This window comes from Palleronia sediminis (assembly GCF_004358695.1).
Lineage (GTDB): Bacteria > Pseudomonadota > Alphaproteobacteria > Rhodobacterales > Rhodobacteraceae > Palleronia > Palleronia sediminis.
Map to the genome: position 1 here is coordinate 51,717 of NZ_SNAA01000009.1, position 22,625 is coordinate 74,341.

Sequence of the window (22,625 nt, forward strand, 5' to 3'; positions counted from 1 at the left end):
TCGAGAGATAGGGCCGGGGGCGCGGAACGCCAAGAGGCGCGCTCAGCCCGCCAGCACACCCGAATTCACGATCCCGTCCAGCACGAACTGCACCGACAGCGCGGCCAGCAGCATCCCCAGAAGACGCGTGGTGACGAGGATGCCGGTCTCGCCCAGCGCGCGCTCGATCGCCTCGGCCGAGAGAAAGAACAGAAAGCAGATGAGAAAGATGAACAGCACCACCGCCAGCACCCCGGCCATGGTCAGCGGATCGCCGCTTTGCCCGGCGAGCAGGATCACCGAGGCGATGCTGCCCGGCCCCGCCAGCAGCGGGATGGCGATGGGAAAGACCGACGGATCCTCGCCCGGCTCGTCGGGCGCCTGGTCCTGCCGCCGCTTGTTGCGCCGCCCGAACAGCATCTCGAGCGCGGTGAGAAACAGCAGGATGCCGCCCGCGATGCGAAAGGCGGCCAGCGAGATGCCGATGGATTGCAGCAGCGCCTCGCCCGCGACGGTAAAGGCCGCGAGCACCGCGATGGCCGTGGCGCAGGCGCGGATGGCCACCCCGCGCCGCGCGCGCCGGTCCATGCCCTGCGTCAGCGCGACGAAGATCGGCGTGGTGCCGATGGGGTCGATCACCACGATCAGCGTGACGAAGACGGTGACGAGGAACTCGACCGGCATCGGCTAGACGCGCGCCCCCGCGGCGCGGCTCACGATCCGGCCCCCGCGGCGGCGCGATCTTTCTGCGAAAGATCGGGGGCTTCGGCGGCCTCGAGCCGTTCGAGCGCGGTCATCCACAGCGTTTCGGCCTTGGCGGTGGCATCCATCACCTCGGCATATTTGCGGTTCCACGTCTCGAGCTCCCCGCCCCGCGCGGCGTCGTAGAGCGCCGGATCGGCCAGTTTCGTCGCCAGTTTCTCGCGCATCTCGGCCAGCTTGCCGACGCGGGCCTCGCAGCTGCGCACCTCGGCGCGCAGGGCCATCACCGCCTCGCGCGAGGGGCGGGGGGCTTTCGGCGCCTCGGCGCGGGGGCGGGCGGGCTTGGCCGGCCGGTCGTCGTCGCGCGCGAGCAGCATATTGCGATAGGCGTCGAGATCGTCGTCATAGGGCGCCACGCGGCCGCCCTTGACCAGCCAGAGCCGGTCGGCGACGAGGCCCAGCAGGTGCATGTCGTGGCTGACCAGCACGACCGCGCCGGAATAGGCGGTCAGCGCCTCGACCAGCGCCTCGCGGCTTTCGATGTCGAGATGGTTCGTCGGCTCGTCCAGCACCAGCATGTGCGGCGCGTCGATCGTCGCGATCAGCAGCGACAGCCGCGCCTTCTGCCCGCCCGAAAGCGCGCCCACGGTCATGTCGGCCTGTTCCGCGCCCAGCCCGAACCCCGCGAGCCGCGCGCGCAGCCGCGCGGGCGCCTCGTCCGGGCGCAGCCTGCGGACATGGTCGAGCGCGGTCTCCTCCACGCGCAGCTCGTCCACCTGGTGCTGCGCGAAATAGCCCACGCGCAGCTTCGAGGCGCGGGTGATGCGCCCGCCCATGGTCTCGAGCCGCCCCGAGAGCAGCTTGGACAGGGTCGACTTGCCCTCGCCGTTGCGGCCCAAAAGCGCGATGCGGTCGTCCTGGTCGATGCGCAGGTCGAGCCGGTCGAGCACGACGCGTTCGCCATAGCCCACGCGCGCGCCCTCCATGGTCAGGATCGGGGGCGGCAGCTCTTCGGGTTCGGGAAAGGTGAAGGCGCGCAGCGCGGCCTCCTGCGGTGTCTGGATGGTCTCCATCCGCTCGATCATCTTGAGCCGGCTCTGCGCCTGCCGGGCCTTGGTCGCCTTGGCGCGGAACCGGTCGACGAAGGATTGCAGATGCGCGCGCCGCGTATCCTGTTTCTTGATCTCGGCCTCGCGCGCGGCCAGCCTTGCGGCGCGGGTCCGCGCGAATGTGTCGTAGCCGCCCTGATACAGCGTCAGCTTGCGGTCCTCGAGATGCAGGATCGCGCCGACCGAGCGGTTCAGGAGCCCGCGGTCGTGGCTGATGACGATGACCGTGTGCGGATATTTCGCGAGATACGCCTCGAGCCAGAGCGCGCCCTCGAGGTCGAGATAGTTCGTCGGCTCGTCGAGCAGAAGCACGTCGGGCTGGGCGAACAGCACGCCGGCCAGCGCCACGCGCATCCGCCAGCCCCCCGAGAAGGCCGAGCAGGGCATCGCGATCTCGGCCTGTGTAAAGCCCAGGCCCCGCAGGATCTGGGTCGCGCGCCCCTCGGCCGACCATGCGTCGATATCGGCGAGGCGGGTCTGGATCTCGGCGATGCGGCCCGGATCGCGCGCCGTCTCGGCCTCGGCCATCAGCGCGGCGCGCTCGGTATCGGCGGCCAGCACCGTGTCGAGCAGCGACACCTCCGAGGACGGCACCTCCTGCCGGACGCCGCCGATGCGCGCGCGGCGGGGCAGCTCGATCGTGCCCCCGTCGAGCGGCAATTCCCCCCGGATCAGGCGGAACAGCGTCGTCTTGCCGGTGCCGTTGCGCCCGACCACCCCGACCTTGTGGCCTTCGGGGATGTCGGCCGAGGCGGCCTCGAAAAGCGGCTTGCCGGCGACGGCATAAGAGATATCGCGGAAACTGAGCATGGGCGGGGGTTAGCAGAGCTTGGCCGCGGGGTGAAGCGGTGGCGGGGCCGCGCGCGCGCGGGCCTCAGCCCTGCGCCCGCTCGGCCGTCTCGCGGTTCCAGATGCGGCGGTCGACGCCCTCGCCCAGCTCGGGATACTCGGCCACGCGGAACACCGGCTCGTCGCCCGCGCGACGCTGGGCGAAATAGTCGCGCGTCAGCTTGGCCACCGTCCGCGATAGGATCGCGATGGCCACGAGGTTGACCGTCGCCATCACCGCCATCGAGGCATCGGCGATATCGAACACCGTCGTCACCGCCTGCAACGACCCCCAGACCACCATGGCCACGACCAGCAGCTTGAGCGCCATCAACGGGCCGCGCCCGCCGAGGCCCAGGAACTCCATCGCGCTCTCGGCATAGGAGTAGTTGCCGATGATCGAGGTGAAGGCGAAGAACAGGATCGCCGCGGCGACAAAGACCGGCCCCAGCGCGCCGACATGGCCCTCGAGCGCGATCTGGGTCAGCGCCATGCCGGTCGGCGCGTCCGGGGAATGGTCGACCGCCCCCGACAGCAGGATCATCAGCGCCGTCGCCGTGCAGATCACCAGCGTGTCGATGAAGACGCCGAGGCCCTGCACCATGCCCTGGCTCGCGGGGTGGTGCGGATCGGGCACCGCGACGGCGGCGATATTGGGGGCCGAGCCCATCCCCGCCTCGTTCGAGAACAGCCCCCGCTTCACCCCGTTGAGCAGCGCGGCCATGATCCCGCCGGTGAACCCCCCGGCCGCGGCCTCGAACCCGAAGGCCGATTTCACGATCAGCACCAGTACGCCCGGCACCTCGGTCACGTTCAGCCCGACGACGACCACGGCCAGCAGGATATAGGCCCCCGCCATGGCGGGCACGACCTTTTCGGCCACCCGGGCGATGGAGCGGATGCCGCCCAGGATCACGACCCCCGCCAGCGCGCCGACCCCCAGCCCGGTGACGAGGCGTGGCACGGCAAAGGCTTCCTCCATCGCGACCGAGATCGAATTGGCCTGGACGGCCGAGAATATCAGGCCGAAGGACAGGATCAGGCAGATCGAGAACACGTATCCCATCGCGCGCGAGCCGATACCGCGCGCCATGTAGAAGGCCGGGCCGCCGCGATACTGGCCTTCGGCGTTGCGCACCTTGTAGAGCTGGGCGAGCGTCGATTCCGCATAGGCCGTAGCCATGCCCACCAGCGCCACCATCCACATCCAGAAGATCGCGCCCGGCCCGCCGAGATGGATCGCCACCGCCACCCCCGCGAGGTTGCCGGTGCCCACGCGGCTGGCCAGCGATACGGTCAGGGCCTGGAACGGCGATATGCCCTCGGATGTCGTCTCGCGCGAAAAGGCGATGACGCGAAAGAACTCGCCAAAGCGGCGGAACTGCACGAACCCCGTGATCCACGTGAACCAGAGGCCCACGGCGAGCAGGCCGTAGACGAGGACATGCCCCCAGAGGACGGTGTTCAGGAAATCGACGATCGCCGTCATGGCGGCTCCTCATGTTGCGCGCCGGCCCGCGCCACGCGGCCGGCCGCTCGTCTTTTCAGTCCGTGCGACCCGTGCTAGGGGCGCTGCGTCCGGGCGGGCCCGTCGCCTGCCCCCGAATGCACAACGAGGACGCCACATGGCCACCGAACGCACCCTGTCCATCATCAAGCCCGACGCCACCCGCCGCAACCTGACCGGCAAGATCAACGCCAAGTTCGAGGATGCCGGGCTGCGCATCGTCGCGCAAAAGCGCATCCACCTGACCAAGGCGCAGGCGGGCGAGTTCTACAAGGTCCATGCCGAGCGGCCGTTCTACGACGAGCTGTGCGAGTTCATGGCCTCGGCCCCGGTGGTCGTGCAGGTGCTCGAGGGCGAGGGCGCCATCGCCAAAAACCGCGAAGTGATGGGGGCGACCAACCCCGCCGATGCCGAGGCGGGCACGATCCGCGCCGAGTTCGCCGAGAGCGTCGGCGAGAACTCGGTCCACGGCTCGGACGCGCCCGAGACGGCGCGCGACGAGATCTCGTACTTCTTCTCGGGTCTCGAGATCGTCGGCTAGGCGATCCGGCTTCAACGCCCCGCGCGCCCGGCACCCGTCGGGCGCGCGGCATGGCCCCCGGCATCCCGCTCGGGGGCCGCTTGCGGCAGCGCGTCCATGTGGCGGCGCAGCAGCGCGACATTGCGGCGATTGGCCTTCCAGCCCACATCGAAGAGATCGCCGACCAGCGGGATCGAGCCGACGACGAAATCGACCCCGATATTGGCGCATTGCCGCGCGATGATGCTGCGCGGCGCGCCCATCCGATAGCTTTCGAGCACGATCCAGCCGGTGGGCACGACGGCGGCGGCGTCGCCGATCCCCGGTATCAGTCCCATGATCGAATCATAGCCGACGCGGATGCCGATACCGGGCACGCGGAACGCGGCGTCGAGGGTGTTGGCCAACCGGTCGAGTCGGTCGAGGCGGTGCGCATGGGGTCGGTCTGTCATGCGGGACAAATCGCGCGGACGCCCCGCCGGTTCCGCATCCGCCCCTCAGATCGAGGCGAAATCGCGAAAGCGAAACGGCGGCAGCGCGTGCTTGACGGGGCGCGTCCCGCCCTTGGCATCGGTCTTGCGGTGCGGGGTCTCGGGGCGGTGCATGGCGTCGGCCTTTCGGATCGGTGCGGTTGCGCGGTTCAGTCTGGGGTCACAATGCGGCACCCCCGTGGCACGGTTTCGTCGCCCGCGCGGAAAAATCCCGGCACGGCGGCGCTTGACGGACCCCGCCCCGGCGCGCTTGACTGCGGCGACGGGCCGATGCGCCCGGACGGGCAGGGGGGATGCGTCCGCGATGGAAATGACCGGCAGCAATCAGATCGACGCAGATCCCGACCGCGTCTGGGCGGGGCTGCTCGACCCCGAGGTGCTGAAATCCTGCATTCCGGGCTGCACCGAGATGACCGGCACGGTCGAGGACGGCTATGACGCGGTCGTGGTCCAGAAGGTCGGCCCGGTAAAGGCCACGTTCAGGGGCCAGATCCGCATCGAGGACATCGACCCTCCGCAAAGCTGCACCATCAGCGGCGAGGGCAAGGGCGGCGCGGCCGGGTTCGCCAAGGGCGGCGCCCATATCGTGCTGAGCGCGGCCGAGGGCGGCACGCGGCTCGACTACACGGTCGATGCCAAGGTCGGCGGCAAGCTCGCGCAGCTCGGCGGGCGGATCATCGACGGGTTCTCGAAAAAGATGGCCGACCAGTTCTTCGAGTGCTTCAAGGACAGGCTCGACGCCGCGGCTGCAGGCGAGGCGGCGGGGGGCGATGCGTCGAATGCGACGCAAAATACAGGTGACACGGGCGGCGACAGCGGCAAGGATCAGGAAGCGGGCGACGGAAAACGGCGCTGGTTCGGCACGCGACCGGCCGGCTGACCGCACGATCGCTTCGGGGGAGGAGACAGGCGATGCACAAGGTTTCGATGACGGTGAACGGCAGGCCCGTCTCGGGCGAGGTCGAGGGGCGCACGCTGCTCGTCGATTTCCTGCGGGTGAACCTGCGGCTCACGGGCACGCATGTGGGTTGCGACACCTCGCAATGCGGGGCCTGCACGGTCCATATGGACGATCAGCCGGTCAAGGCGTGCTCGGTGCTCGCCCTCGATGCCGAGGGGGCCGATATCGCCACGATCGAGGGCATGGCCAATGCCGACGGCTCGCTTTCGACGATCCAGCAGGCGTTCCAGGACTATCACGGGCTGCAATGCGGCTTTTGCACGCCCGGCATGGTCATGGCGGCCGCGGCGCTCCTGCGCGAGACGCCCCGACCGACCGAGGCCGAGGTGCGCGAATATCTCGACGGGAATATCTGCCGCTGCACCGGCTATCACAACATCGTCAAGGCGATCATGGCGGCCTCCGGCCAGGAGGTCGTGCCCGTCGCCGCGGAATGACCGGCCGCGGCCGCGCACCGACTGTCCGGCCAGTCGCCGGGTTTCCAGGGGAGGAGACATGACATGCCCAAGGATGGCGGCATCGGCAGCAGCCCGAAGCGGCGCGAGGATATCCGGTTCCTGACCGGAACCGGGCGCTATTCGGACGACATCAACCTGCACGGGCAGGCCTACGCGCATTTCGTCCGCTCGGACGTGGCGCATGGCCGGATCCTGTCCATCGGGACCGAGGCCGCGATGGCCATGCCCGGCGTCATCCGCGTCTTTACGGCCAGGGATTTCGAGGGGGCGGGCGGCATCCCCTGCGGCTGGCAGATCACCTCGCGCGATGGCAGCGTCATGCAAGAGCCCAAGCACCCGATCCTGGCCGAGGGCAAGGTGCGCCATGTGGGCGACCCCATCGCCGTCGTCGTCGCCGAGACGCTGGCCCAGGCCCGCGACGCGGGCGAGGCGCTCGAGATCGAGATCGAGGATCTGCCCGCCGTCATCGACATGCGCTCCGCGCTGGCCGAGGACGCGCCGCTGGTGCATGAAGATCTGTCGTCAAACCTTTGCTACGACTGGGGTTTCGTCGAGGAAAACCGCGAGGCCACGGACCGCGCGATCCGCGAGGCGGCCCATGTCACCACGCTGGAGCTGGTCAACAACCGCCTCGTCGCCAACCCGATGGAGCCGCGCGTGGCCGTCGGCGACTACGCCGCCCATAGCGACGAATCCACGCTCTACACCACCTCGCAGAACCCGCATGTCATCCGCCTGCTGATGGGGGCCTTCGTGCTCAACATCCCCGAGCACAAGCTGCGCGTGGTGGCGCCCGACGTGGGCGGCGGCTTCGGCGCCAAGATCTTCCACTACGCCGAAGAGGCGTTCTGCACCTTCGCCGCCAAGGCGCTGCGCCGTCCCGTGAAATGGACCTCCTCCCGGTCCGAGGCCTTCATGTCCGACGCCCATGGCCGCGATCACGTCACCCGGATCGAACTGGCGCTCGACGCCGATAACAACTTCACCGCGCTGCGCACCGAGACGCTGGCCAATATGGGCGCCTATCTCTCGACCTTCGCGCCCTCGATCCCGACATGGCTGCACGGCACGTTGATGGCGGGCAATTACCGCACGCCGCTGGTCTACGTGAACGTCAAGGCGGTGTTCACCAATACCGTTCCCGTCGACGCCTATCGCGGCGCCGGCCGCCCCGAGGCGACGTTCCAGCTCGAACGCGTGATCGACAAGGCCGCGCGCGAACTGGGCGTCGACCCGATCGCGCTGCGCCGCCAGAACTTCATCACCGAGTTTCCGTACCAGACCCCGGTCGCGGTGCAGTACGATACCGGCGACTACCACGCGACGATGGACAAGCTGCTCGAGATCTCGGACCACGCCGGGTTCGAGGATCGCGCGGCCGACTCGCGCGCCCGCGGCAAGCTCCGCGGCTTCGGCATCTCGCATTACATCGAGGCCTGCGGCATCGCGCCGTCGAACCTCGTCGGCCAGCTCGGGGCGCGCGCCGGGCTCTACGAATCGGCCACCGTGCGGGTGAACGCCACAGGCGGGCTGGTGGTCATGACCGGCAGCCACAGCCACGGGCAGGGCCACGAGACGACATTCGCGCAGGTCATCTCGGACATGATCGGCATCGACGCCGACATGGTCGAGATCGTGCATGGCGACACCGCGCGCACCCCGATGGGGATGGGCACCTATGGCTCGCGCTCGATCGCGGTCGGCGGCTCGGCTATGGTGCGTGCCGCCGAAAAGGTCATCGCCAAGGCGAAAAAGATCGCCGCCCACCTGATGGAGGCCGCCGATAGCGACATCGAACTGGCCGACGGCCGGTTCACAGTAGCGGGCACCGACAAATCCGTGGCCTGGGGCGACGTGACGCTCGCGGCCTATGTCCCGCACAACTACCCGCTCGAGGATATCGAGCCGGGGCTCGAGGAAACCGCGTTCTACGATCCGGCCAATTTCACCTTTCCCTCGGGCGCCTATGGCTGCGAGGTCGAGCTCGATCCCGACACGGGCGAGGTCACGGTTCTCGGCTTCACCGCCGCCGACGATTTCGGCAATGTCATCAACCCGATGATCGTCGAGGGCCAGGTTCACGGCGGGCTCGCCCAGGGCATCGGACAGGCCCTGATGGAGAATTGCGCCTATGACGAGAACGGGCAGCTCATCTCGGCCAGCTACATGGATTACGCCATGCCGCGCGCGGCCGACCTGCCGATGTTCCGGGTCGATCACTCCTGCGTCACGCCCTGCACCCACAACCCGCTCGGGGTAAAGGGCTGCGGCGAGGCGGGGGCCATCGGCTCGCCGCCGGCTCTGGTCAACGCGGTGCTCGACGCGCTCCACCGCGGCGGCCACCGGGTCGACCATATCGACATGCCGTTGACGCCCGCCCGCGTCTGGACGGCGATGCAGGGCTAGACCGCGTTCCGGCCGGGCGCGCGCCGCCCGGCCCTCCGCCTTTCCAGGAGAGACCGATGTACGATTTCGACTTCATCCGGCCCGCCAGCGTCGAGGACGCCGTCGCCGCGCTCGCCACCGACCCCGAGGCCATCGCCTTTTCGGGCGGCCAGACCCTGATGCCGGCGATGAAACAGCGCCTCGCCAGCCCCTCCGCCGTGGTCAGCCTGACCGGGATCGCCGCGCTCAAGGGCCTGCGCGACGAGGGCGGGCGCCTCTGGATCGGGGCCGCGACGACCCATGCGCAGGTCGCGCGCGAGGCCGCGGACAGCTATCCCGCCCTCGCGTCGCTGGCCGGGCGGATCGGCGACCCCTCGGTGCGCGCGCGCGGCACGATCGGCGGCTCGCTGGCCAATAACGACCCCTCGGCCTGCTACCCGGCGGCGGTGCTGGGTTCGGGCGCGACCGTCGTCACCGACCGGCGCGAGATCGCGGCCGACGATTTCTTCGAGGGGATGTTCACCACCGCGCTCGAAGAGGGCGAGATCGTGACCGCGGTGATCTTTCCGCGCCCCGCCCGCGCCCGCTATGAAAAGTTCCGCCAGCCTGCCTCGCGCTTTCCGCTGACCGCGGCCTTCGTGGCGCAGTTCGACGACGGGGTGCGCGTGGCGATCACCGGCGCCTCCGAAGGCGGCGTGTTCCGCTGGACCGAGGCCGAGCGGGCGCTCACCGGGAACTTCGCACCCGAAAGCCTGGACGACATCGCCCCGCCGGATGCCGAGGGGATGATCTCGGACCTGCATGGCAGCGGCGCCTACCGCGCGCATCTGGTCAAGGTCATGACGCGGCGCGCGGTCGCCAACGCCTGACCGGGCGCCGCCCGTGCCGGGCGCGGCGCGGACCGCGCCACGCCCCCATTCCGCCGTCACGCGACACCGGAACGGCCCGCATCCCCCCGGCCGCGCTCCATGGCGCTCCGCCCCGTTTCTCTGTTTCCCTAAATACTCACCTTCCGGTGCCCGGCCGGTCAGTCCTCGCTGACATGCACCGCGACGAGATCCAGCTCCGCCTCGCCGGGCTGGATCGCGCGAAAGCTCTCGCGCACGCCCGAGGCCGTCAGTTCGCGGTTCACCACGAGCAGCGTGTTGGGGTCGTGATCGGCGCAGAGCTCTTCCATGAAGGCGATCTCGTCCTCGGCCACGGGCCGCGCCGCGGCCAGGTCGGGGGCGCCGTAATGGCTGACGAAATGGGCGGCCAGCCCTTCGACCAGGGCCGCGCGCTCGGCCGGCTGTATCTGCGCCACCGCCACGAAGGTCGAGCGCCCGAACCCCTCGGCCGACAGCCACCCGTTCGCGAAGGCCTGCCGCGCCTTGCCCGACAGGTCGCCCTCGCCGAAATTCGAGAACTCGAACCCGCCGGCGATGGCCCATTCGCCTTCGGGGGCGGGGCGGGCGAAGACGTTGCCGTCGCTCTCGTCGAAACGGATCGTCCGGGCGAGCTTCATCATGGTCCGGTCTCCAGCATCGCGGTCAGGGGCAGGGCGCGGGTGCCGCTCTCCTGTCTTAGGATGAGCTCCCCCTCCGCGTCCATCCCGACGAAATGGCCGCGATGCGTCGCGCCCGCCACCTGCACCGTGCCGTCCTGTCCCAGTCCGGGCGCGCGGCCGGTCCAGTCGCGGTGGATGCGCGCGCGCTCGCCATCGACCCAGGCGTTGATCCAGACCAGCCCGTGCCGCCCCCAGGCCTCGAGCAGGTCCATCGGGTCGATATCGGCGCAGCCCTCGTCCCAGAGGGTCGTGCGGTCGGGCGCGGCGCCGGGCTCGTCATCGGCCTCGGCAAAGATCGGCACCTCGATCCCCACGGCCAGCCAGTCGATCCCGGCCGCCGGATCGGCATGGGGCGCCATGGCGCGCATGCCCCCGCAGGCCGCCCCGTTCACCAGGAACCCCGCGGGCCAGTTCAGTTGGAACGCGATCTCCGAGGGCGAGAGCACGCCGAAGGCGTCCGCGAACCCGTTGGCCAGCGCCAGCACCACCGTCAGCGCCTCGCCCAGCGGCGGCTCGGGCGCGAGCAGCATGGCCGCGCGCAGCCGGTCGGGGCGCAGCTCGTGGCAGATGAGCCCCGGATCCTCGCCCGCGGCGCCCGCGCGGGCCGCCGCGCGCATCACGTCGCCCGTGACCGCCCGCCCGCGCAGCAGCGGGGGCAAATGGGGGCGGTCGGGCTCAGACATGGCCATCGGCGATCAGCCGGCGCGCGATGTCGCGAAACGCCTGGGCCTGCGGGCTTTCGGGCTTGCTGGCCACGATGGGCGCGCCGCCATCGCCCGCGCTGCGGATCTCGAGGTCGAGGGGGATCTCGCCCAGGAACGGCAGGCCCAGCCGCTCGGCATCGGCGCGGGCCCCGCCGTGGCCGAAAATATGCGCCTCGTGCCCGCAATTGGGGCAGATATAGGCTGACATGTTCTCGATCATGCCCATCACCTTGACGTTCATCTTGCCGAACATGTCGAGCGCCTTGCGCGCGTCGAGCAGGGCGATGTCCTGCGGGGTCGACACGACGATGGCGCCCGCCACCTCGGTTTTCTGGGCAAGCGTCATCTGCACGTCGCCCGTGCCGGGCGGCAGATCGACGATCAGCACGTCGAGCTGGCCCCATTGCACCTGCGCCAGCATCTGCTGCAACGCGCCCATCAGCATCGGCCCGCGCCAGACGACGGCCTCGTCCTCCTTGGTCATGAGCCCGATGGACATGAGCGTGACGCCGTGGTTGCGCAGCGGCAGGATGGTCTTGCCGTCGGGCGAGGCCGGCCGCCCGGTGATGCCCAGCATCCGCGGCTGCGAGGGGCCGTAGACATCGGCATCGAGCATCCCGACCTTCTTGCCCTCGGCGGCCAGCGCCACGGCGAGATTGGCGCTGACGGTGGATTTGCCGACGCCGCCCTTGCCGCTGGCCACCGCGATCACCGCCTTGACCCCCGGCAGCTTTTGCGGGCCGGTCTGCGCGCGGGCCGCGCCCCCGATCTTGAGGTCGGGCGGCGGGCCCTTGGTGGCATGGGCCGTCATGATGGCCGAGACCTGCCCCTTGCCCGCCAGCGCCTCGAGCCGCTCGACCGCCTCGAGGCGCACCGGCTCCATCGCGGCGGCGTGCTCGGGCGCCACCTCGAGCACGAAGCGGATGCGCCCCTCGTCGACGGTCAGCGCACGCACGGCGTCGGCGGCGACAAGATCGGTGCCCGTGCCGGGATGCGTCAGCGCCTTGAGGATATCGAGAACCTCGTCGCGGGTGACGCTCAAGACTGGGTCTCCGTGCGGATGGTGCCCTCGACCTCGTGCTCGAGATCGAGCCCCTCGACCGTCAGGCGCACCCGCGCGACCATCGGCCCGTCGGGCAGGGTGCCGGCCTCGCGGGCGCGGGTGACGGCGTTCTCGATTTCCTTCTGCGAGGTCACGCCGACCTGCTTGAGGAATTTCCGCATCGACATGTTCAGGTCTTCGTCCATCGTCACGCTCCTTGCAGGCGGGGCCGCGGCGCGCCCTGCGATTGCCATTGCCGCCGTTTCGCGGTTTTCTCCCCCAAGACGTGGGCGAGGACAAGCGACAGCGCAAGGAGGCAGGGCGATGCAGGGACCGGTTTCATTCGGGCGCCGGGTGGCCCGCGCGGCGCTCGTGGCCGCCGCCGCGGCGCTGGCATCCCCCGCCGCGGCGCAGGACGGGCCGCTCGGGATCACGGGCGATGCGGGGCTGCGCGCGGCGGGGCTGCTCGACTTTCTCGCGCCGCGCTTTGCCCTGAAACACGCGCAGCCCGTCGAGATCGTCGAGGACGGCGCAGCGGTGGCGCTGACGCGCGACGGCGCCGGGCCGGTCGCGCTGCGCACCGCGGACGGGGCCGCGATCCACGTCGTCACCGCCCCCGATCCCCGCGCCGAGGCGTTCCGCGACTGGCTCCTGTCGGATATCGGGCAGCGCACGGTCGCCGCCTTCGTGGGGCCGCAGGGCGCGCGGTTCTCGCCGGCGGCGGCCGCCCCCGATGCCGCCCCGGCCGCGCCGGTAGCGGGCGATGCCGACGAGGGGCTGCGTCTGTCGAAACTGCATTGCGGGCGGTGCCATGTCGTCGATTCCGACAATCCCTTCACTGGCATCGGCTCGGCGCCGTCCTTTGCCGCGATGCGCAATTTCCCGGACTGGCGCCTGCGGTTCGACAGGTTCTACGACCTCAACCCGCATCCCTATTTCACGCAGGTCGCGGGCGTCACCGAGCCGTTCGACCGGGCGCCCCATATCGCGCCGGTGACGATGACCCCCGACGAGGTTGCCGCCGTCACGGCCTTTGCCGCCCGGATCGCGCCCAAGGATCTGGGCGCGCCGGTGGCCTCGCGCTGAGACGCTACTGCTTGTAGTCGTCCGTCGTGCGGGTGCGCGGGCGGTTCCCGGCCGCGAAGGGCGCGGCATCGGAATGGTACTGCGCCTTGACCCGGCAATCGTCGCACATCTGGATCAGCTTCACGTTGTCCGAGTTGATGAACATCGAATGGCTGGCGAGCTTTTCGACGATCCGCTCGATGGTCGAGGCCACGCCGAAGGGCGTGCCGCAGGAAATGCACTCGAAGGGCTCTTCCTCGTTCATGATCCGCGGGGCGAGCGCCGCGTCCGACGGATCGAGCCGCGGATCCAGCGTGATCGCGTCCTCGGGGCAGATGTTGGCGCATAGCCCGCATTGCAGGCAGGCATCCTCGGTAAAGGTCAGCTGCGGCTTGTCGGGATTGTCGAGCAGCGCCCCCGACGGGCAGAGCGAGACGCAGGACAGGCACAGCGTGCAGGCGTCGCGGTCCACCGCCACCGCGCCATAGGGCGCGCCAGCGGGCAGGGCGATGGGCGCGGTGCCCTCGGGCGCCAGCGCGCGCACGGCAAGCCGCGTCACGTCGCGGCGTCGGCCCAGCGGCAGGATCGGTTCGGCGTCGATGGGGTCGGGCGCCCCGGCATAGAGCGCATCCGACAGCGCATCGGGATCGGCGAGGTCGAGCAGCCGCATCCGCCCCGTGCCCAACCCCGCGCCTTCGGTCAGCGCGTCGACCAGCGCGGCCTGCGCGCCCAGCGTGTCGCGATCCGCGCGCGGGCCCAGCACGATCTCGACCCCGTCGAACCCGCAGGCAAGCGCGGCCATCGCCTCGGCATGGCCGAAGGCGGCCAGCGACCCGATCTCGAAGGGGATCACCGCGGCGGGCAGGCCGCGCCCCATCCGCGCGGCCAGCGCGATCATCTCGCGCCCGTGGCCCGCATCGTGCACCAGCAACCGCGCCGCGCGGCCGCCCGCCTCGCGATAGGCCGCGCCGAGCGCGCGGATCTGGCCCATGATCTCGCCCACCGGCGGGTCGTCATAGGCGATGGCCTGCGACGGGCACACGGCCGAGCACGCCCCGCATCCCGCGCAGATATCGGCATCGACCGTCACCGCGTCGCCATCGGGCAGGATGGCACCCGTCGGGCAGACGTCGAGGCATCGCGTGCAGCCGGTCTGCCGGGCGCGCGAATGGGCGCAGAGCGACGGCTCTAGCTCGACGAACAGCGTCTTTTCGAACGTGCCCACCATCTGCGCCGCCTCGAAGACGGCACGGGCCACGGCGCGCGGATCGCCGGGATCGGGACGCAGGTAGCCCTCGCGCTTTTCATGGGCGGGAAACAGCGGCGTGCCCCCGGTCAGGTCGAGGATGACGTCGCAGGTCGATTTCGCCCCGTCGCGCGGCGCGTCGAAGCCGAGCGGCCCGCGCCCCTCGGGGCGGGCGGCGCGAAAGCCGTCGATGGCGATCTCGAACCGCCCGAAGGCGCCCGCGGCGCGGCGCAGCCGGCCATGGACCACGTCGAACCGCCGCTCGGGGCCGGGCAGGATCTCGGGCAGGTCGGTGACGAGCGCCGTCACCGCCAGCGCATCGGCCAGGTCCTCGGCCGCGGCCAGCGCCGCCTCGGACGGCCCGATGACGAGGCATACGCCATCCGACACCACGTCGCGCGTCTTGGCCGGCGTGCGGGGCCGCGCGCCCAGCGCCAGCAGCGCGGCCATCTTGGGCGCGGCGGCCGCGCCCTCGTCCGACCACCCGGCGCGGTCGCGGATGTCGATGCAAAGGGGCGCGGGCACGTCCAGTTCCTCGGCCAGCGCCTCGAAGGCCGGGGCCTCCTGCCGGCAGGCCACGATCACGTCGGCCTCGGGCGCCGACAGAGCCTCGGCCACGCGCGCGGCCTGGGTCGTGCACAGCGCCGTGCCGACCTTGGGGCAGGAGTGGCCGGTCGCGCGCGCGATGGCGTCGCGGTCGACGGGCTGGGTGCCGCCGCAATCGCACAGAAGTAACGTGGTCGGCATCGTGCGGCTCCTTCGCTGGACAAGCCCCCCGGCGCGCTGGCATCCTGAGGGGCCGGCGCGCAGACTAGGCGCAGCGGCAGGGGAGAACAAGTTGACCCGACCTCACGATCGCGAACGTACCGAAACGCTGCCCGTGGGCGTCGTGCTCAGGCGTGCGCCCGGCGTCACGCGATGGGCCGCCCATAGTTGGCGCGCGATCGCGGTCCTGCCCGGCGCGGGGCCGGGGCGCTGGACCGAGCTGCGCCGCGAGGGCGAGATCGTCGACTACCACGCCGCGACCGTCCCGCTCGAGCTGTTCCGCGCGGAAACGGAAAGCTATCTCGTCGCGCTGAACGGGCGGCCACCCTCGGTCTATGCGATCCTGCGCAAGCCCGGCCCCGGCGCCGCGGCCCGCCCCGAGGTCGTCAAGGTCACGGCCTCGGCCTACGAGGCGCAGGATTACGGCGACAACGGCGAGGATATCGTCGAGCCTGTGCCGATGCCGCCCGGTCTCGAGGCCTGGATCGGGGATTTCTGCCGCGCCCATCACAAGGACGAGGCTTTCGTGAAACGCCGCCGCCAGCCGCACGAGGACCGCCATGACGAAGGCCGCGGCGACGCGCGGGTGCGCCAGCCCGCCGACGTCTATCGCGCGCCGGGCATGCTCAGGCGGGGGGGCGACGAATGAGCCGGGGCCGCAAGGACGATCCGGGCGGCGGCGATTTCCTGTCGCGCTGGTCCCAGCGCAAGCGCGCCCGCCCCGAGGCCGAGGCCGAGGCGCCCGACCCGGCCGACGCGCCCGCGCCGCCCGACCCGGTCGATCACGAGACCGAGGCCGAGACGCTCGAACGGCTGGGCCTGCCCGATCCCGATACGCTTGAGGCGGGCGACGATTTCCGCGCCTTCATGGCGCGCGCGGTGCCCGAATACCTGCGCCGCCGCGCGCTGAGAAAGCTGTGGGTGTCGAACCCGGTGCTCGCCAATCTCGACGGGCTGAACGATTACGACACCGATTTCACCGGCGGATCGGTCCCCACCGGCACCCTCAAGACGGCCTATACCGTGGGCAAGGGGATCTTTGCGCGCGTGGTCGAGGCGGCCGGTCCCGACGATGATGCGGCCCCCGATGCCGACACCCCCGAGCGGGTCGCCGATGCGGGCCGCGACGCTCTGCCGCGGGACACGATGCCGCCCAATCCGGTCCGGCTCGGCCCCGCGCCCGCGGCGCCCGAGACCGCCCCTGAGCCGGTCGAAATTGCTGCGGCCAACCCCGCCGAAACCCCCGAGGATTCCCCGCCCGCGCCGCGCCGCCGCATGAGATTCGACTTCGACGCGGAGTGAAAACCTGAGCAATTTCATCGGGTAACGGGACGCAAAAGTGACGACGATTTGACTTGATCGCCGGCAAGCTCCGACGCCATATGATTGGATGCAATGGTGTGCGATACGCGTGAGGAGGCGACGGTCGACGTGCAAACAGAGCCCATGACACCGGAAATCGGCGAAGAGGACGCGCTGCGCGCGGATCTCTACGACTTCCTGTCGGCGCTGCTCTCGCGGCCGCCGCGGGCCGATCTGCTGGCGCGCACCCGTGCGCTGTCGGGCGACGAGACGCCGCTGGGCCAGGCCTTTGCGACGCTGGCCAAGCTGGCCGGGCAGGCGACCGAGGCCTCGGTCGAGCGCGAGTTCAACCGCCTCTTCATCGGCGTCGGCCGGGGCGAGCTGCTGCCCTATGCCAGCTACTACATGACCGGGTTCCTCAACGAAAAGCCGCTGGCCGCGCTGCGCCAAGACATGGCGCGCCGCCGGATCGCGCGGGCGCCCAACGTGTTCGAGCCCGAGGACAACATGGCCAGCCTGTGCGAAAGCATGGCGGGGCTGATCCGCGGGCGGTTCGGCGCGGTGGCGTCGCTGCCCGACCAGCGGGCGTTCTTCAACCGCCACCTCGCCCCCTGGGCCGCGCATTTCTTTACCGATCTCGAGGGCGCGAAGACCTCGGTATTCTATGCCCCGGTCGGCGTGATCGGCCGGATCTTCATGGGAATCGAACGCGATGCGTTCCGAATGATCGGCGAGAGCGGCACATGACCCGCCCCGCCGCGACGAAAACCACTCACCGCACGAAGGAGGAGAGGATGAGAAAGATCACCACGCCGGCAGAGGCCGGGACCGATACGGGGCGCCGCGGCTTTCTCAAGCTCGCCATCGCCGCCGCGCCCGCCGCGGCCGTGACCGCCGCGGGCGGCCAGGCCGCCGCCGCCACCGCCGAGACGGAAACCGCCGGCTCGGGGCTGCGCAAGACCGCGCATACCAAGGCTTATTGGGACAGCGCGCGCTTTTGAGGCGCGGGCCGACCGAACCACGTTCCAAGCGGCCCCTCGCGGCCAGCCAGGGAGGATAAGATGCTCAAGAAAAAGACAAATGCAGCCCCCGCACGCGGCCGCGCCGCCGGGCTCGTGGGCCGGATCGCCGAAAAGACCGTCGACCGCCGCGCCTTCCTGCGCAGCTCGGGGCTTGCCGTGGGCGGGCTCGCCGCGCTCGGCGCCACGGGCGGCACCGTCACGCAGGCCAGCGCGCAGACCGCCGTCGACAACGCCGTGCAGACCGTCAAGACCGTCTGCACCCACTGCTCGGTCGGCTGCACCGTCATCGCCGAGGTCAGCAGCGGCGTCTGGACCGGGCAGGAGCCCGGCTGGGACAGCCCGTTCAACCTCGGGTCGCATTGCGCCAAGGGTGCCTCGGTGCGCGAGCACACCCATGGCGAGCGTCGCCTGAAATACCCCACCAAGCTCGTCAACGGCGAGTGGGTGCGCGTGAGTTGGGAAGAGGCCATCGACGAGATCGGCGGCCAGATGCTCGACATCCGCGAGAAAAGCGGCCCCGATTCGGTCTATTGGCTCGGTTCGGCCAAGCACAACAACGAACAGGCCTACCTGCTGCGCAAGTTCGCCGCCTATTTCGGCACGAACAACGTCGACCACCAGGCGCGCATCTGCCACTCGACCACCGTTGCGGGCGTCGCGAATACATGGGGCTACGGCGCCATGACGAACTCGTATAACGACATCCACAACTCCAAGGCGATCTTCATCATCGGCGGCAACCCCGCCGAGGCGCATCCGGTGTCGCTGCTGCACCTGCTGAAGTCCAAGGAAGAGAACAACGCCCCGCTGATCGTCTGCGATCCGCGTTTCACCCGCACCGCGGCCCATGCCGACGAATTCGTGCGGTTCCGGCCCGGCACCGACGTGGCGCTGGTCTGGGGCATCCTCTACCACATCTTCGAGAACGGCTGGGAGGATCGGGAGTTCATCCGCACCCGCGTCTGGGGCATGGACCAGATCCGCGAGGAGGTCGCGCAATGGACCCCCGACAAGGTCGAGAACGTGACCGGCGTGCCCGGATCGCAGCTCGAGCGGGTGGCGCGCACGCTTGCCAACAACCGCCCCGGCACCGTGATCTGGTGCATGGGCGGCACCCAGCACACCAACGGCAACAACAACACCCGCGCCTATTGCATCCTTCAGCTCGCGCTGGGGAACATGGGTCGCGCGGGCGGTGGCACGAACATCTTCCGCGGCCATGACAACGTGCAGGGCGCGACCGATCTCGGCGTCCTCGCCGACACGCTGCCGGGCTATTACGGCCTGTCGGACGGCTCCTGGGCCCATTGGGCCCGCGTCTGGGAAGAAGACCTCGACTGGCTGCGCGGCCGCTTTGCCGTGATGGAGGGGGCCGGCGCCGACGGGGCCGACCGCATGATGATGAACGAAAGCGGCATCACCGTGCCGCGCTGGTTCGACGGCGTGCTCGAGCCGGCCGAGAATCTCGACCAGCCCGACGCGGTCCGCGCCATGGTGTTCTGGGGCCATGCGCCCAACTCGCAGACGCGCCTGCCCGACATGCGCCGCGCGATGAGCAAGCTCGACCTGCTGGTGGTCATCGACCCCTATCCGACGGTGACGGCCGTGCTTCAGGACCGCCAGGACGGCGTCTACCTGCTGCCCGCCTGCACCCAGTTCGAGACCAGCGGCTCGGTCACGGCGTCGAACCGGTCGCTGCAATGGCGCGACAAGGTCGTGGACCCGATCTTCGAGTCCAAGCCCGACCACACCATCATGAAGCTCTTCGCCGACAAGTTCGGGTTCACCGACCGGATGTTCCGCAATATCGAGATCAACGGCGACGAGCCGCTGATCGAGGACATCACCCGCGAATACAACCGCGGCATGTGGACCATCGGCTATACCGGCCAGTCGCCCGAGCGGCTCAAGACCCACATGGCCAACCAGCACACCTTCGACCGCACGACGCTGCGGGCGCTGGGCGGCCCGGCCGATGGCGACTATTACGGCCTGCCATGGCCGAGCTGGGGCACCGCCGAGATGAACCATCCCGGCTCGCCCAACCTCTACGACATCTCGATCCCGGTGAAGGACGGGGGCATGGGCTTCCGCGCCCGCTTCGGGGTGGAGCGTGACGGCGACAACCTTCTGGCCGAGGGCGTGGCGCCCGTCGGGTCCGAGATCATGGACGGCTATCCCGAGTTCACGATGCAGATGCTCATCGACCTGGGCTGGGACGGCGACCTCACCGCCGAGGAACGCGCCACGATCGAGACCATCGCCGGGGTGGATGCCAACCGCACCACCGATGTCGGCGAATCCGCCGAGGCCGGGCCCTACAACTCGGACGATCTCGAAAAGGTGGGCGCCGTCAACTGGAAGACCGACCTTTCGGGCGGCATCCAGCGCGTCGCGATCAAGCATGGCTGCGCCCCCTACGGCAACGCCAAGGCCCGCTGCGTCGTCTGGACCTTCCCCGACCCGGTGCCCGTCCACCGCGAGCCGCTCTATACCCCGCGGCGCGATCTGGTGGCCGAGTATCCCACCTATGACGACAAGAAGTTCTGGCGCGTGCCGACCATGTATGCCTCGATCCAGCAGCAGGATTTCAGCAAGGAATATCCCATCGTGCTGACTTCGGGCCGCCTGGTCGAATACGAGGGCGGCGGCGACGAGACGCGGTCGAACCCGTGGCTCGCCGAGCTCCAGCAGGAGATGTTCGTCGAGGTGAACCCGCGCGACGCCAACGATCTGGGCATCCGCGACGGCAGCAACGTCTGGGTTCAGGGCCCCGAAGAGGGCCGCGTGCTGGTCAAGGCGATGGTGACGGAACGCGTCGCCCCCGGCGTGGCCTTCATGCCGTTCCACTTCGGCGGCTGGTACCAGGGCGAAGACCTTCGTCACAAATATCCCGAGGGGGCCGATCCGATCGTCCTCGGGGAATCGTGCAACACCGCGCAGACCTACGGCTACGACTCCGTCACCCAGATGCAGGAGACCAAGGCCACTCTCTGCAAGATCTGGGCTGCGTAAGGGAGGAATGAGACATGGCAAGAGCTAAGTTTCTCTGCGATGCCGAACGATGCATCGAGTGCAACGCCTGCGTCACCGCATGCAAGAACGAGCACGAGGTGCCCTGGGGCATCAACCGCCGGCGCGTGGTGACGATCCAGGACGGCAAGCCGGGCGAGCGGTCGATCTCGGTCGCCTGCATGCACTGCTCGGACGCGCCCTGCATGGCGGTCTGCCCGGTGGACTGCTTCTACCAGACCGCCGACGGCATCGTGCTGCATTCCAAGGATCTGTGCATCGGCTGCGGATATTGCTTCTACGCGTGCCCCTTCGGCGCGCCGCAATACCCGCAGGCGGGCAATTTCGGCAGCCGCGGCAAGATGGACAAATGCACCTTCTGCGCCGGCGGGCCCGAAACGGACATGTCCGAGATCGAGTTCCAGAAATACGGCCGCAACCGGATCGCCGAGGGCAAGCTGCCCATCTGCGCCGAGATGTGCTCGACCAAGGCGCTGCTGGCGGGCGATGGCGACGACGTGTCGGCCGTCTATCGCGAGCGTGTCGTGGCCCGCGGCTTCGGCTCGGGCGCCTGGGGCTGGGGCACCGCCTACGACCAGAAGGGCGGCTGAGCCGTCGGAACGCGGCCGGGCCCCGCGGCGGGCCCGGCCAGCCGCTGCCGATCCGGCATCGGGGGCGGGCCTGAGGTCCGCCCTTTCGCGCAATGGAGTTCACGATGACGACGATTACACGCCTCATGCTCGCGCTGTCGCTGGTCTTCGCAGGCGCGCTTGCCGCCCCCGCGCAGGACTACCAGACCGAGATGGTCCCCCCCGACGCCACCGCCGAGATGCCGGGCCAGACGCTCGAAGATATCCTGGCGCGGCAGGAGGGGCTGACCGGTCACGGCCGAGAGCCCCGCGATTTCGAGGCGGCTGTCGACAACGCGGCCTCGGGCCCGCTGGGCACGCTCGGCGGGATCTCGGATTCGGTGATGTGGGACGGCCTGCGCTTCGGCACCGCGCCCGACATGCGCGTGTCGGCCGGCGGCGATGTCGCCAAGGTCATCATGCAGGATGGCGGCATGTGGTGGTGGGATTTCCGCGCCGGCCAACTGGCCACATGGGGCGGCTACTGGCTGCTGGCCGTGATCGGGCTGATTGCGGTGTTCTATTTCGTCAAGGGCCGCATCAAGATCTCGGGCGGCCTGTCGGGGCGCGAGATCCTGCGCTTTGACTGGGTCGAGCGGTTCGGCCATTGGCTCATCGCCAGTTCCTTTTTGATCCTCGGTGTAACGGGGCTACTGCAACTCTATGCGCGCAAGCTGTTGATGACCCCGCCCGACACGCCCGGCGATCTCGGCAACGTGCTGGCGCGGCAGGACGGGTTCTCGGCCGCCACCGTGCTTGGCTATACCAAGTGGATCCACAACAATATCAGCTGGGCCTTCATGATCGGGATCGTCATGATCTTCGTGCTGTGGATCGCCCATAACATCCCCAACAAGACCGACCTGAAATGGCTGGCCAAGGGCGGCGGCTTCATCGGCAACACGCACCCCCCCGCCAAGAAGTTCAACGCCGGGCAAAAGCTGATCTTCTGGTCGGTCATCCTGCTGGGCGGGTCGATCTCGGTCTCGGGGCTGTCGCTGCTGTTTCCATACCAACTGCCCATGTTCGAGCCGACATTCGCCAAGCTCAACGATTTTGGCATTCCCGAGCTTCTGGGCCGCGCGCAACCCTTTCCGGGCGAGCTGACCCCCCAGGAAGAGATGCAATACGCACAGCTTTGGCATTCCATCGTCAGCTTCGTGCTGCTCGGCATCGTGATCGCGCATATCTATATCGGCTCGATCGGGATGCAGGGTGCCTGGGCCGCGATGGGCCGGGGCCGCGTCGATTACAACTGGGCCAAGGATCACCACTCGCTCTGGGTCGAAGAGGTCGAGGCCCGCCAGGAGGGCAAGGCCGGTCGACCCAAGGCCGCCACCCCGGCGGAGTGA

Annotated in this window: 22 protein-coding genes; 13 read left to right on the forward strand and 9 right to left on the reverse strand. The window is 69.6% G+C overall.

Features of this window, described 5'->3' with window-relative positions:
* Positions 1–42 precede the first annotated feature (42 nt).
* The 3 genes from E2L08_RS09325 to E2L08_RS09335 form a co-directional block, all read right to left on the reverse strand.
* Entirely contained in the window at positions 43–663 is a 621-nt protein-coding gene (locus tag E2L08_RS09325; protein WP_133396802.1) for a MarC family protein, read from the reverse strand.
* A gap of 29 nt (positions 664–692) precedes the next feature.
* A complete protein-coding gene (locus E2L08_RS09330; protein WP_133396803.1) occupies positions 693–2,600 on the reverse strand; it encodes an ABC-F family ATP-binding cassette domain-containing protein in 1,908 nt (635 codons plus the stop codon).
* A 64-nt stretch (positions 2,601–2,664) separates the two neighbouring features.
* Positions 2,665–4,107, reverse strand: coding sequence for an alanine/glycine:cation symporter family protein (locus E2L08_RS09335; protein WP_133396804.1), 1,443 nt, complete (start codon positions 4,105–4,107; stop codon positions 2,665–2,667).
* Positions 4,108–4,243: 136 nt separating this feature from the next.
* On the opposite strand from E2L08_RS09335, the gene ndk reads away from it, so the two are divergent.
* Entirely contained in the window at positions 4,244–4,666 is a 423-nt protein-coding gene (ndk, locus tag E2L08_RS09340; RefSeq protein WP_133396805.1) for a nucleoside-diphosphate kinase, read from the forward strand.
* 11 nt (positions 4,667–4,677) lie between these two features.
* Here the strand turns inward: ndk and E2L08_RS09345 are convergent, their stop codons facing one another.
* Positions 4,678–5,097 carry a DUF4112 domain-containing protein gene (locus tag E2L08_RS09345; protein WP_133396806.1) on the reverse strand — a complete coding sequence of 140 codons (420 nt, stop codon included), beginning with the start codon at positions 5,095–5,097 and terminating at the stop codon, positions 4,678–4,680.
* A gap of 343 nt (positions 5,098–5,440) precedes the next feature.
* On the opposite strand from E2L08_RS09345, the gene E2L08_RS09350 reads away from it, so the two are divergent.
* The 4 genes from E2L08_RS09350 to E2L08_RS09365 all read left to right on the forward strand — a co-directional run bounded on the left by E2L08_RS09350 (position 5,441) and on the right by E2L08_RS09365 (position 9,809).
* Positions 5,441–6,016 carry an SRPBCC family protein gene (locus E2L08_RS09350; RefSeq protein ID WP_133396807.1) on the forward strand — a complete coding sequence of 192 codons (576 nt, stop codon included), beginning with the start codon at positions 5,441–5,443 and terminating at the stop codon, positions 6,014–6,016.
* 32 nt (positions 6,017–6,048) lie between these two features.
* Complete coding sequence (locus tag E2L08_RS09355) at positions 6,049–6,534, forward strand: (2Fe-2S)-binding protein (RefSeq protein ID WP_133396808.1); 486 nt, start codon at positions 6,049–6,051, stop codon at positions 6,532–6,534.
* A 63-nt stretch (positions 6,535–6,597) separates the two neighbouring features.
* Positions 6,598–8,961, forward strand: a complete 2,364-nt coding sequence (locus E2L08_RS09360) for a xanthine dehydrogenase family protein molybdopterin-binding subunit (RefSeq protein WP_133396809.1) — start codon at positions 6,598–6,600, stop codon at positions 8,959–8,961.
* A 56-nt stretch (positions 8,962–9,017) separates the two neighbouring features.
* Positions 9,018–9,809 (forward strand): FAD binding domain-containing protein, encoded by a 792-nt coding sequence (locus E2L08_RS09365; protein ID WP_133396810.1) that lies wholly within the window; start codon positions 9,018–9,020, stop codon positions 9,807–9,809.
* A 158-nt stretch (positions 9,810–9,967) separates the two neighbouring features.
* On the opposite strand, the gene E2L08_RS09370 is transcribed toward E2L08_RS09365, so the two are convergent.
* From E2L08_RS09370 to E2L08_RS09385, 4 genes are read right to left on the reverse strand one after another with little or no spacing between them, the layout of a single operon-like run.
* Complete coding sequence (locus E2L08_RS09370) at positions 9,968–10,444, reverse strand: DUF6505 family protein (RefSeq protein WP_133396898.1); 477 nt, start codon at positions 10,442–10,444, stop codon at positions 9,968–9,970.
* The gene (locus E2L08_RS09375; protein ID WP_168771108.1) at positions 10,444–11,169 is read right to left on the reverse strand and encodes a biotin/lipoate--protein ligase family protein; all 726 of its coding nucleotides are present in this window, start codon (positions 11,167–11,169) and stop codon (positions 10,444–10,446) included. The genes E2L08_RS09370 and E2L08_RS09375 overlap by 1 nt, the downstream gene beginning before the upstream one ends.
* Positions 11,162–12,232, reverse strand: coding sequence for an Mrp/NBP35 family ATP-binding protein (locus E2L08_RS09380; protein ID WP_133396812.1), 1,071 nt, complete (start codon positions 12,230–12,232; stop codon positions 11,162–11,164). The genes E2L08_RS09375 and E2L08_RS09380 overlap by 8 nt, the downstream gene beginning before the upstream one ends.
* Positions 12,229–12,438, reverse strand: coding sequence for a DUF6494 family protein (locus tag E2L08_RS09385; RefSeq protein ID WP_133396813.1), 210 nt, complete (start codon positions 12,436–12,438; stop codon positions 12,229–12,231). The genes E2L08_RS09380 and E2L08_RS09385 overlap by 4 nt, the downstream gene beginning before the upstream one ends.
* Before the next feature lie 118 nt (positions 12,439–12,556).
* On the opposite strand from E2L08_RS09385, the gene E2L08_RS09390 reads away from it, so the two are divergent.
* On the forward strand, positions 12,557–13,318 hold the full coding sequence (locus tag E2L08_RS09390) for a cytochrome c family protein (RefSeq protein WP_133396814.1): 762 nt from the start codon (positions 12,557–12,559) through the stop codon (positions 13,316–13,318).
* A 4-nt stretch (positions 13,319–13,322) separates the two neighbouring features.
* On the opposite strand, the gene E2L08_RS09395 is transcribed toward E2L08_RS09390, so the two are convergent.
* On the reverse strand, positions 13,323–15,290 hold the full coding sequence (locus E2L08_RS09395; RefSeq protein ID WP_133396815.1) for a 4Fe-4S binding protein: 1,968 nt from the start codon (positions 15,288–15,290) through the stop codon (positions 13,323–13,325).
* A 91-nt stretch (positions 15,291–15,381) separates the two neighbouring features.
* Here E2L08_RS09395 and E2L08_RS09400 point away from each other — a divergent pair, with 91 nt between their 5' ends.
* The 7 genes from E2L08_RS09400 (at position 15,382) to E2L08_RS09430 (ending at position 22,625) form a co-directional block, all read left to right on the forward strand.
* Positions 15,382–15,957 carry a DUF3305 domain-containing protein gene (locus E2L08_RS09400; protein WP_240758182.1) on the forward strand — a complete coding sequence of 192 codons (576 nt, stop codon included), beginning with the start codon at positions 15,382–15,384 and terminating at the stop codon, positions 15,955–15,957.
* On the forward strand, positions 15,954–16,610 hold the full coding sequence (locus E2L08_RS09405) for a DUF3306 domain-containing protein (RefSeq protein WP_133396817.1): 657 nt from the start codon (positions 15,954–15,956) through the stop codon (positions 16,608–16,610). Before E2L08_RS09400 ends, E2L08_RS09405 begins: the two co-directional genes overlap by 4 nt.
* A gap of 144 nt (positions 16,611–16,754) precedes the next feature.
* The gene (locus E2L08_RS09410; protein ID WP_133396818.1) at positions 16,755–17,357 is read left to right on the forward strand and encodes a TorD/DmsD family molecular chaperone; all 603 of its coding nucleotides are present in this window, start codon (positions 16,755–16,757) and stop codon (positions 17,355–17,357) included.
* A gap of 47 nt (positions 17,358–17,404) precedes the next feature.
* Positions 17,405–17,611, forward strand: a complete 207-nt coding sequence (locus E2L08_RS09415; RefSeq protein WP_133396819.1) for a twin-arginine translocation pathway signal protein — start codon at positions 17,405–17,407, stop codon at positions 17,609–17,611.
* 60 nt (positions 17,612–17,671) lie between these two features.
* Positions 17,672–20,647 (forward strand): formate dehydrogenase subunit alpha, encoded by a 2,976-nt coding sequence (locus tag E2L08_RS09420; RefSeq protein ID WP_133396820.1) that lies wholly within the window; start codon positions 17,672–17,674, stop codon positions 20,645–20,647.
* A 14-nt stretch (positions 20,648–20,661) separates the two neighbouring features.
* Positions 20,662–21,255 (forward strand): formate dehydrogenase FDH3 subunit beta, encoded by a 594-nt coding sequence (gene fdh3B, locus E2L08_RS09425; RefSeq protein WP_133396821.1) that lies wholly within the window; start codon positions 20,662–20,664, stop codon positions 21,253–21,255.
* A 104-nt stretch (positions 21,256–21,359) separates the two neighbouring features.
* Positions 21,360–22,625: a formate dehydrogenase subunit gamma gene (locus tag E2L08_RS09430; RefSeq protein WP_240758183.1), complete on the forward strand. Its 1,266-nt coding sequence runs from the start codon at positions 21,360–21,362 to the stop codon at positions 22,623–22,625.

Excerpts from the sequence above, each read along its gene's own strand:
- E2L08_RS09325 (WP_133396802.1), bottom strand. The coding sequence starts at position 663 with ATGCCGGTCGAGTTCCTCGTCACCGTCTTCGTCACGCTGATCGTGGTG.
- E2L08_RS09330 (WP_133396803.1), bottom strand. The coding sequence starts at position 2,600 with ATGCTCAGTTTCCGCGATATCTCTTATGCCGTCGCCGGCAAGCCGCTT.
- E2L08_RS09335 (WP_133396804.1), bottom strand. The coding sequence starts at position 4,107 with ATGACGGCGATCGTCGATTTCCTGAACACCGTCCTCTGGGGGCATGTC.
- ndk (WP_133396805.1), top strand. The coding sequence starts at position 4,244 with ATGGCCACCGAACGCACCCTGTCCATCATCAAGCCCGACGCCACCCGC.
- E2L08_RS09345 (WP_133396806.1), bottom strand. The coding sequence starts at position 5,097 with ATGACAGACCGACCCCATGCGCACCGCCTCGACCGACTCGACCGGTTG.
- E2L08_RS09350 (WP_133396807.1), top strand. The coding sequence starts at position 5,441 with ATGGAAATGACCGGCAGCAATCAGATCGACGCAGATCCCGACCGCGTC.
- E2L08_RS09355 (WP_133396808.1), top strand. The coding sequence starts at position 6,049 with ATGCACAAGGTTTCGATGACGGTGAACGGCAGGCCCGTCTCGGGCGAG.
- E2L08_RS09360 (WP_133396809.1), top strand. The coding sequence starts at position 6,598 with ATGCCCAAGGATGGCGGCATCGGCAGCAGCCCGAAGCGGCGCGAGGAT.
- E2L08_RS09365 (WP_133396810.1), top strand. The coding sequence starts at position 9,018 with ATGTACGATTTCGACTTCATCCGGCCCGCCAGCGTCGAGGACGCCGTC.
- E2L08_RS09370 (WP_133396898.1), bottom strand. The coding sequence starts at position 10,444 with ATGAAGCTCGCCCGGACGATCCGTTTCGACGAGAGCGACGGCAACGTC.
- E2L08_RS09375 (WP_168771108.1), bottom strand. The coding sequence starts at position 11,169 with ATGTCTGAGCCCGACCGCCCCCATTTGCCCCCGCTGCTGCGCGGGCGG.
- E2L08_RS09385 (WP_133396813.1), bottom strand. The coding sequence starts at position 12,438 with ATGGACGAAGACCTGAACATGTCGATGCGGAAATTCCTCAAGCAGGTC.
- E2L08_RS09390 (WP_133396814.1), top strand. The coding sequence starts at position 12,557 with ATGCAGGGACCGGTTTCATTCGGGCGCCGGGTGGCCCGCGCGGCGCTC.
- E2L08_RS09395 (WP_133396815.1), bottom strand. The coding sequence starts at position 15,290 with ATGCCGACCACGTTACTTCTGTGCGATTGCGGCGGCACCCAGCCCGTC.
- E2L08_RS09405 (WP_133396817.1), top strand. The coding sequence starts at position 15,954 with ATGAGCCGGGGCCGCAAGGACGATCCGGGCGGCGGCGATTTCCTGTCG.
- E2L08_RS09410 (WP_133396818.1), top strand. The coding sequence starts at position 16,755 with ATGACACCGGAAATCGGCGAAGAGGACGCGCTGCGCGCGGATCTCTAC.
- E2L08_RS09415 (WP_133396819.1), top strand. The coding sequence starts at position 17,405 with ATGAGAAAGATCACCACGCCGGCAGAGGCCGGGACCGATACGGGGCGC.
- E2L08_RS09420 (WP_133396820.1), top strand. The coding sequence starts at position 17,672 with ATGCTCAAGAAAAAGACAAATGCAGCCCCCGCACGCGGCCGCGCCGCC.
- fdh3B (WP_133396821.1), top strand. The coding sequence starts at position 20,662 with ATGGCAAGAGCTAAGTTTCTCTGCGATGCCGAACGATGCATCGAGTGC.
- E2L08_RS09430 (WP_240758183.1), top strand. The coding sequence starts at position 21,360 with ATGACGACGATTACACGCCTCATGCTCGCGCTGTCGCTGGTCTTCGCA.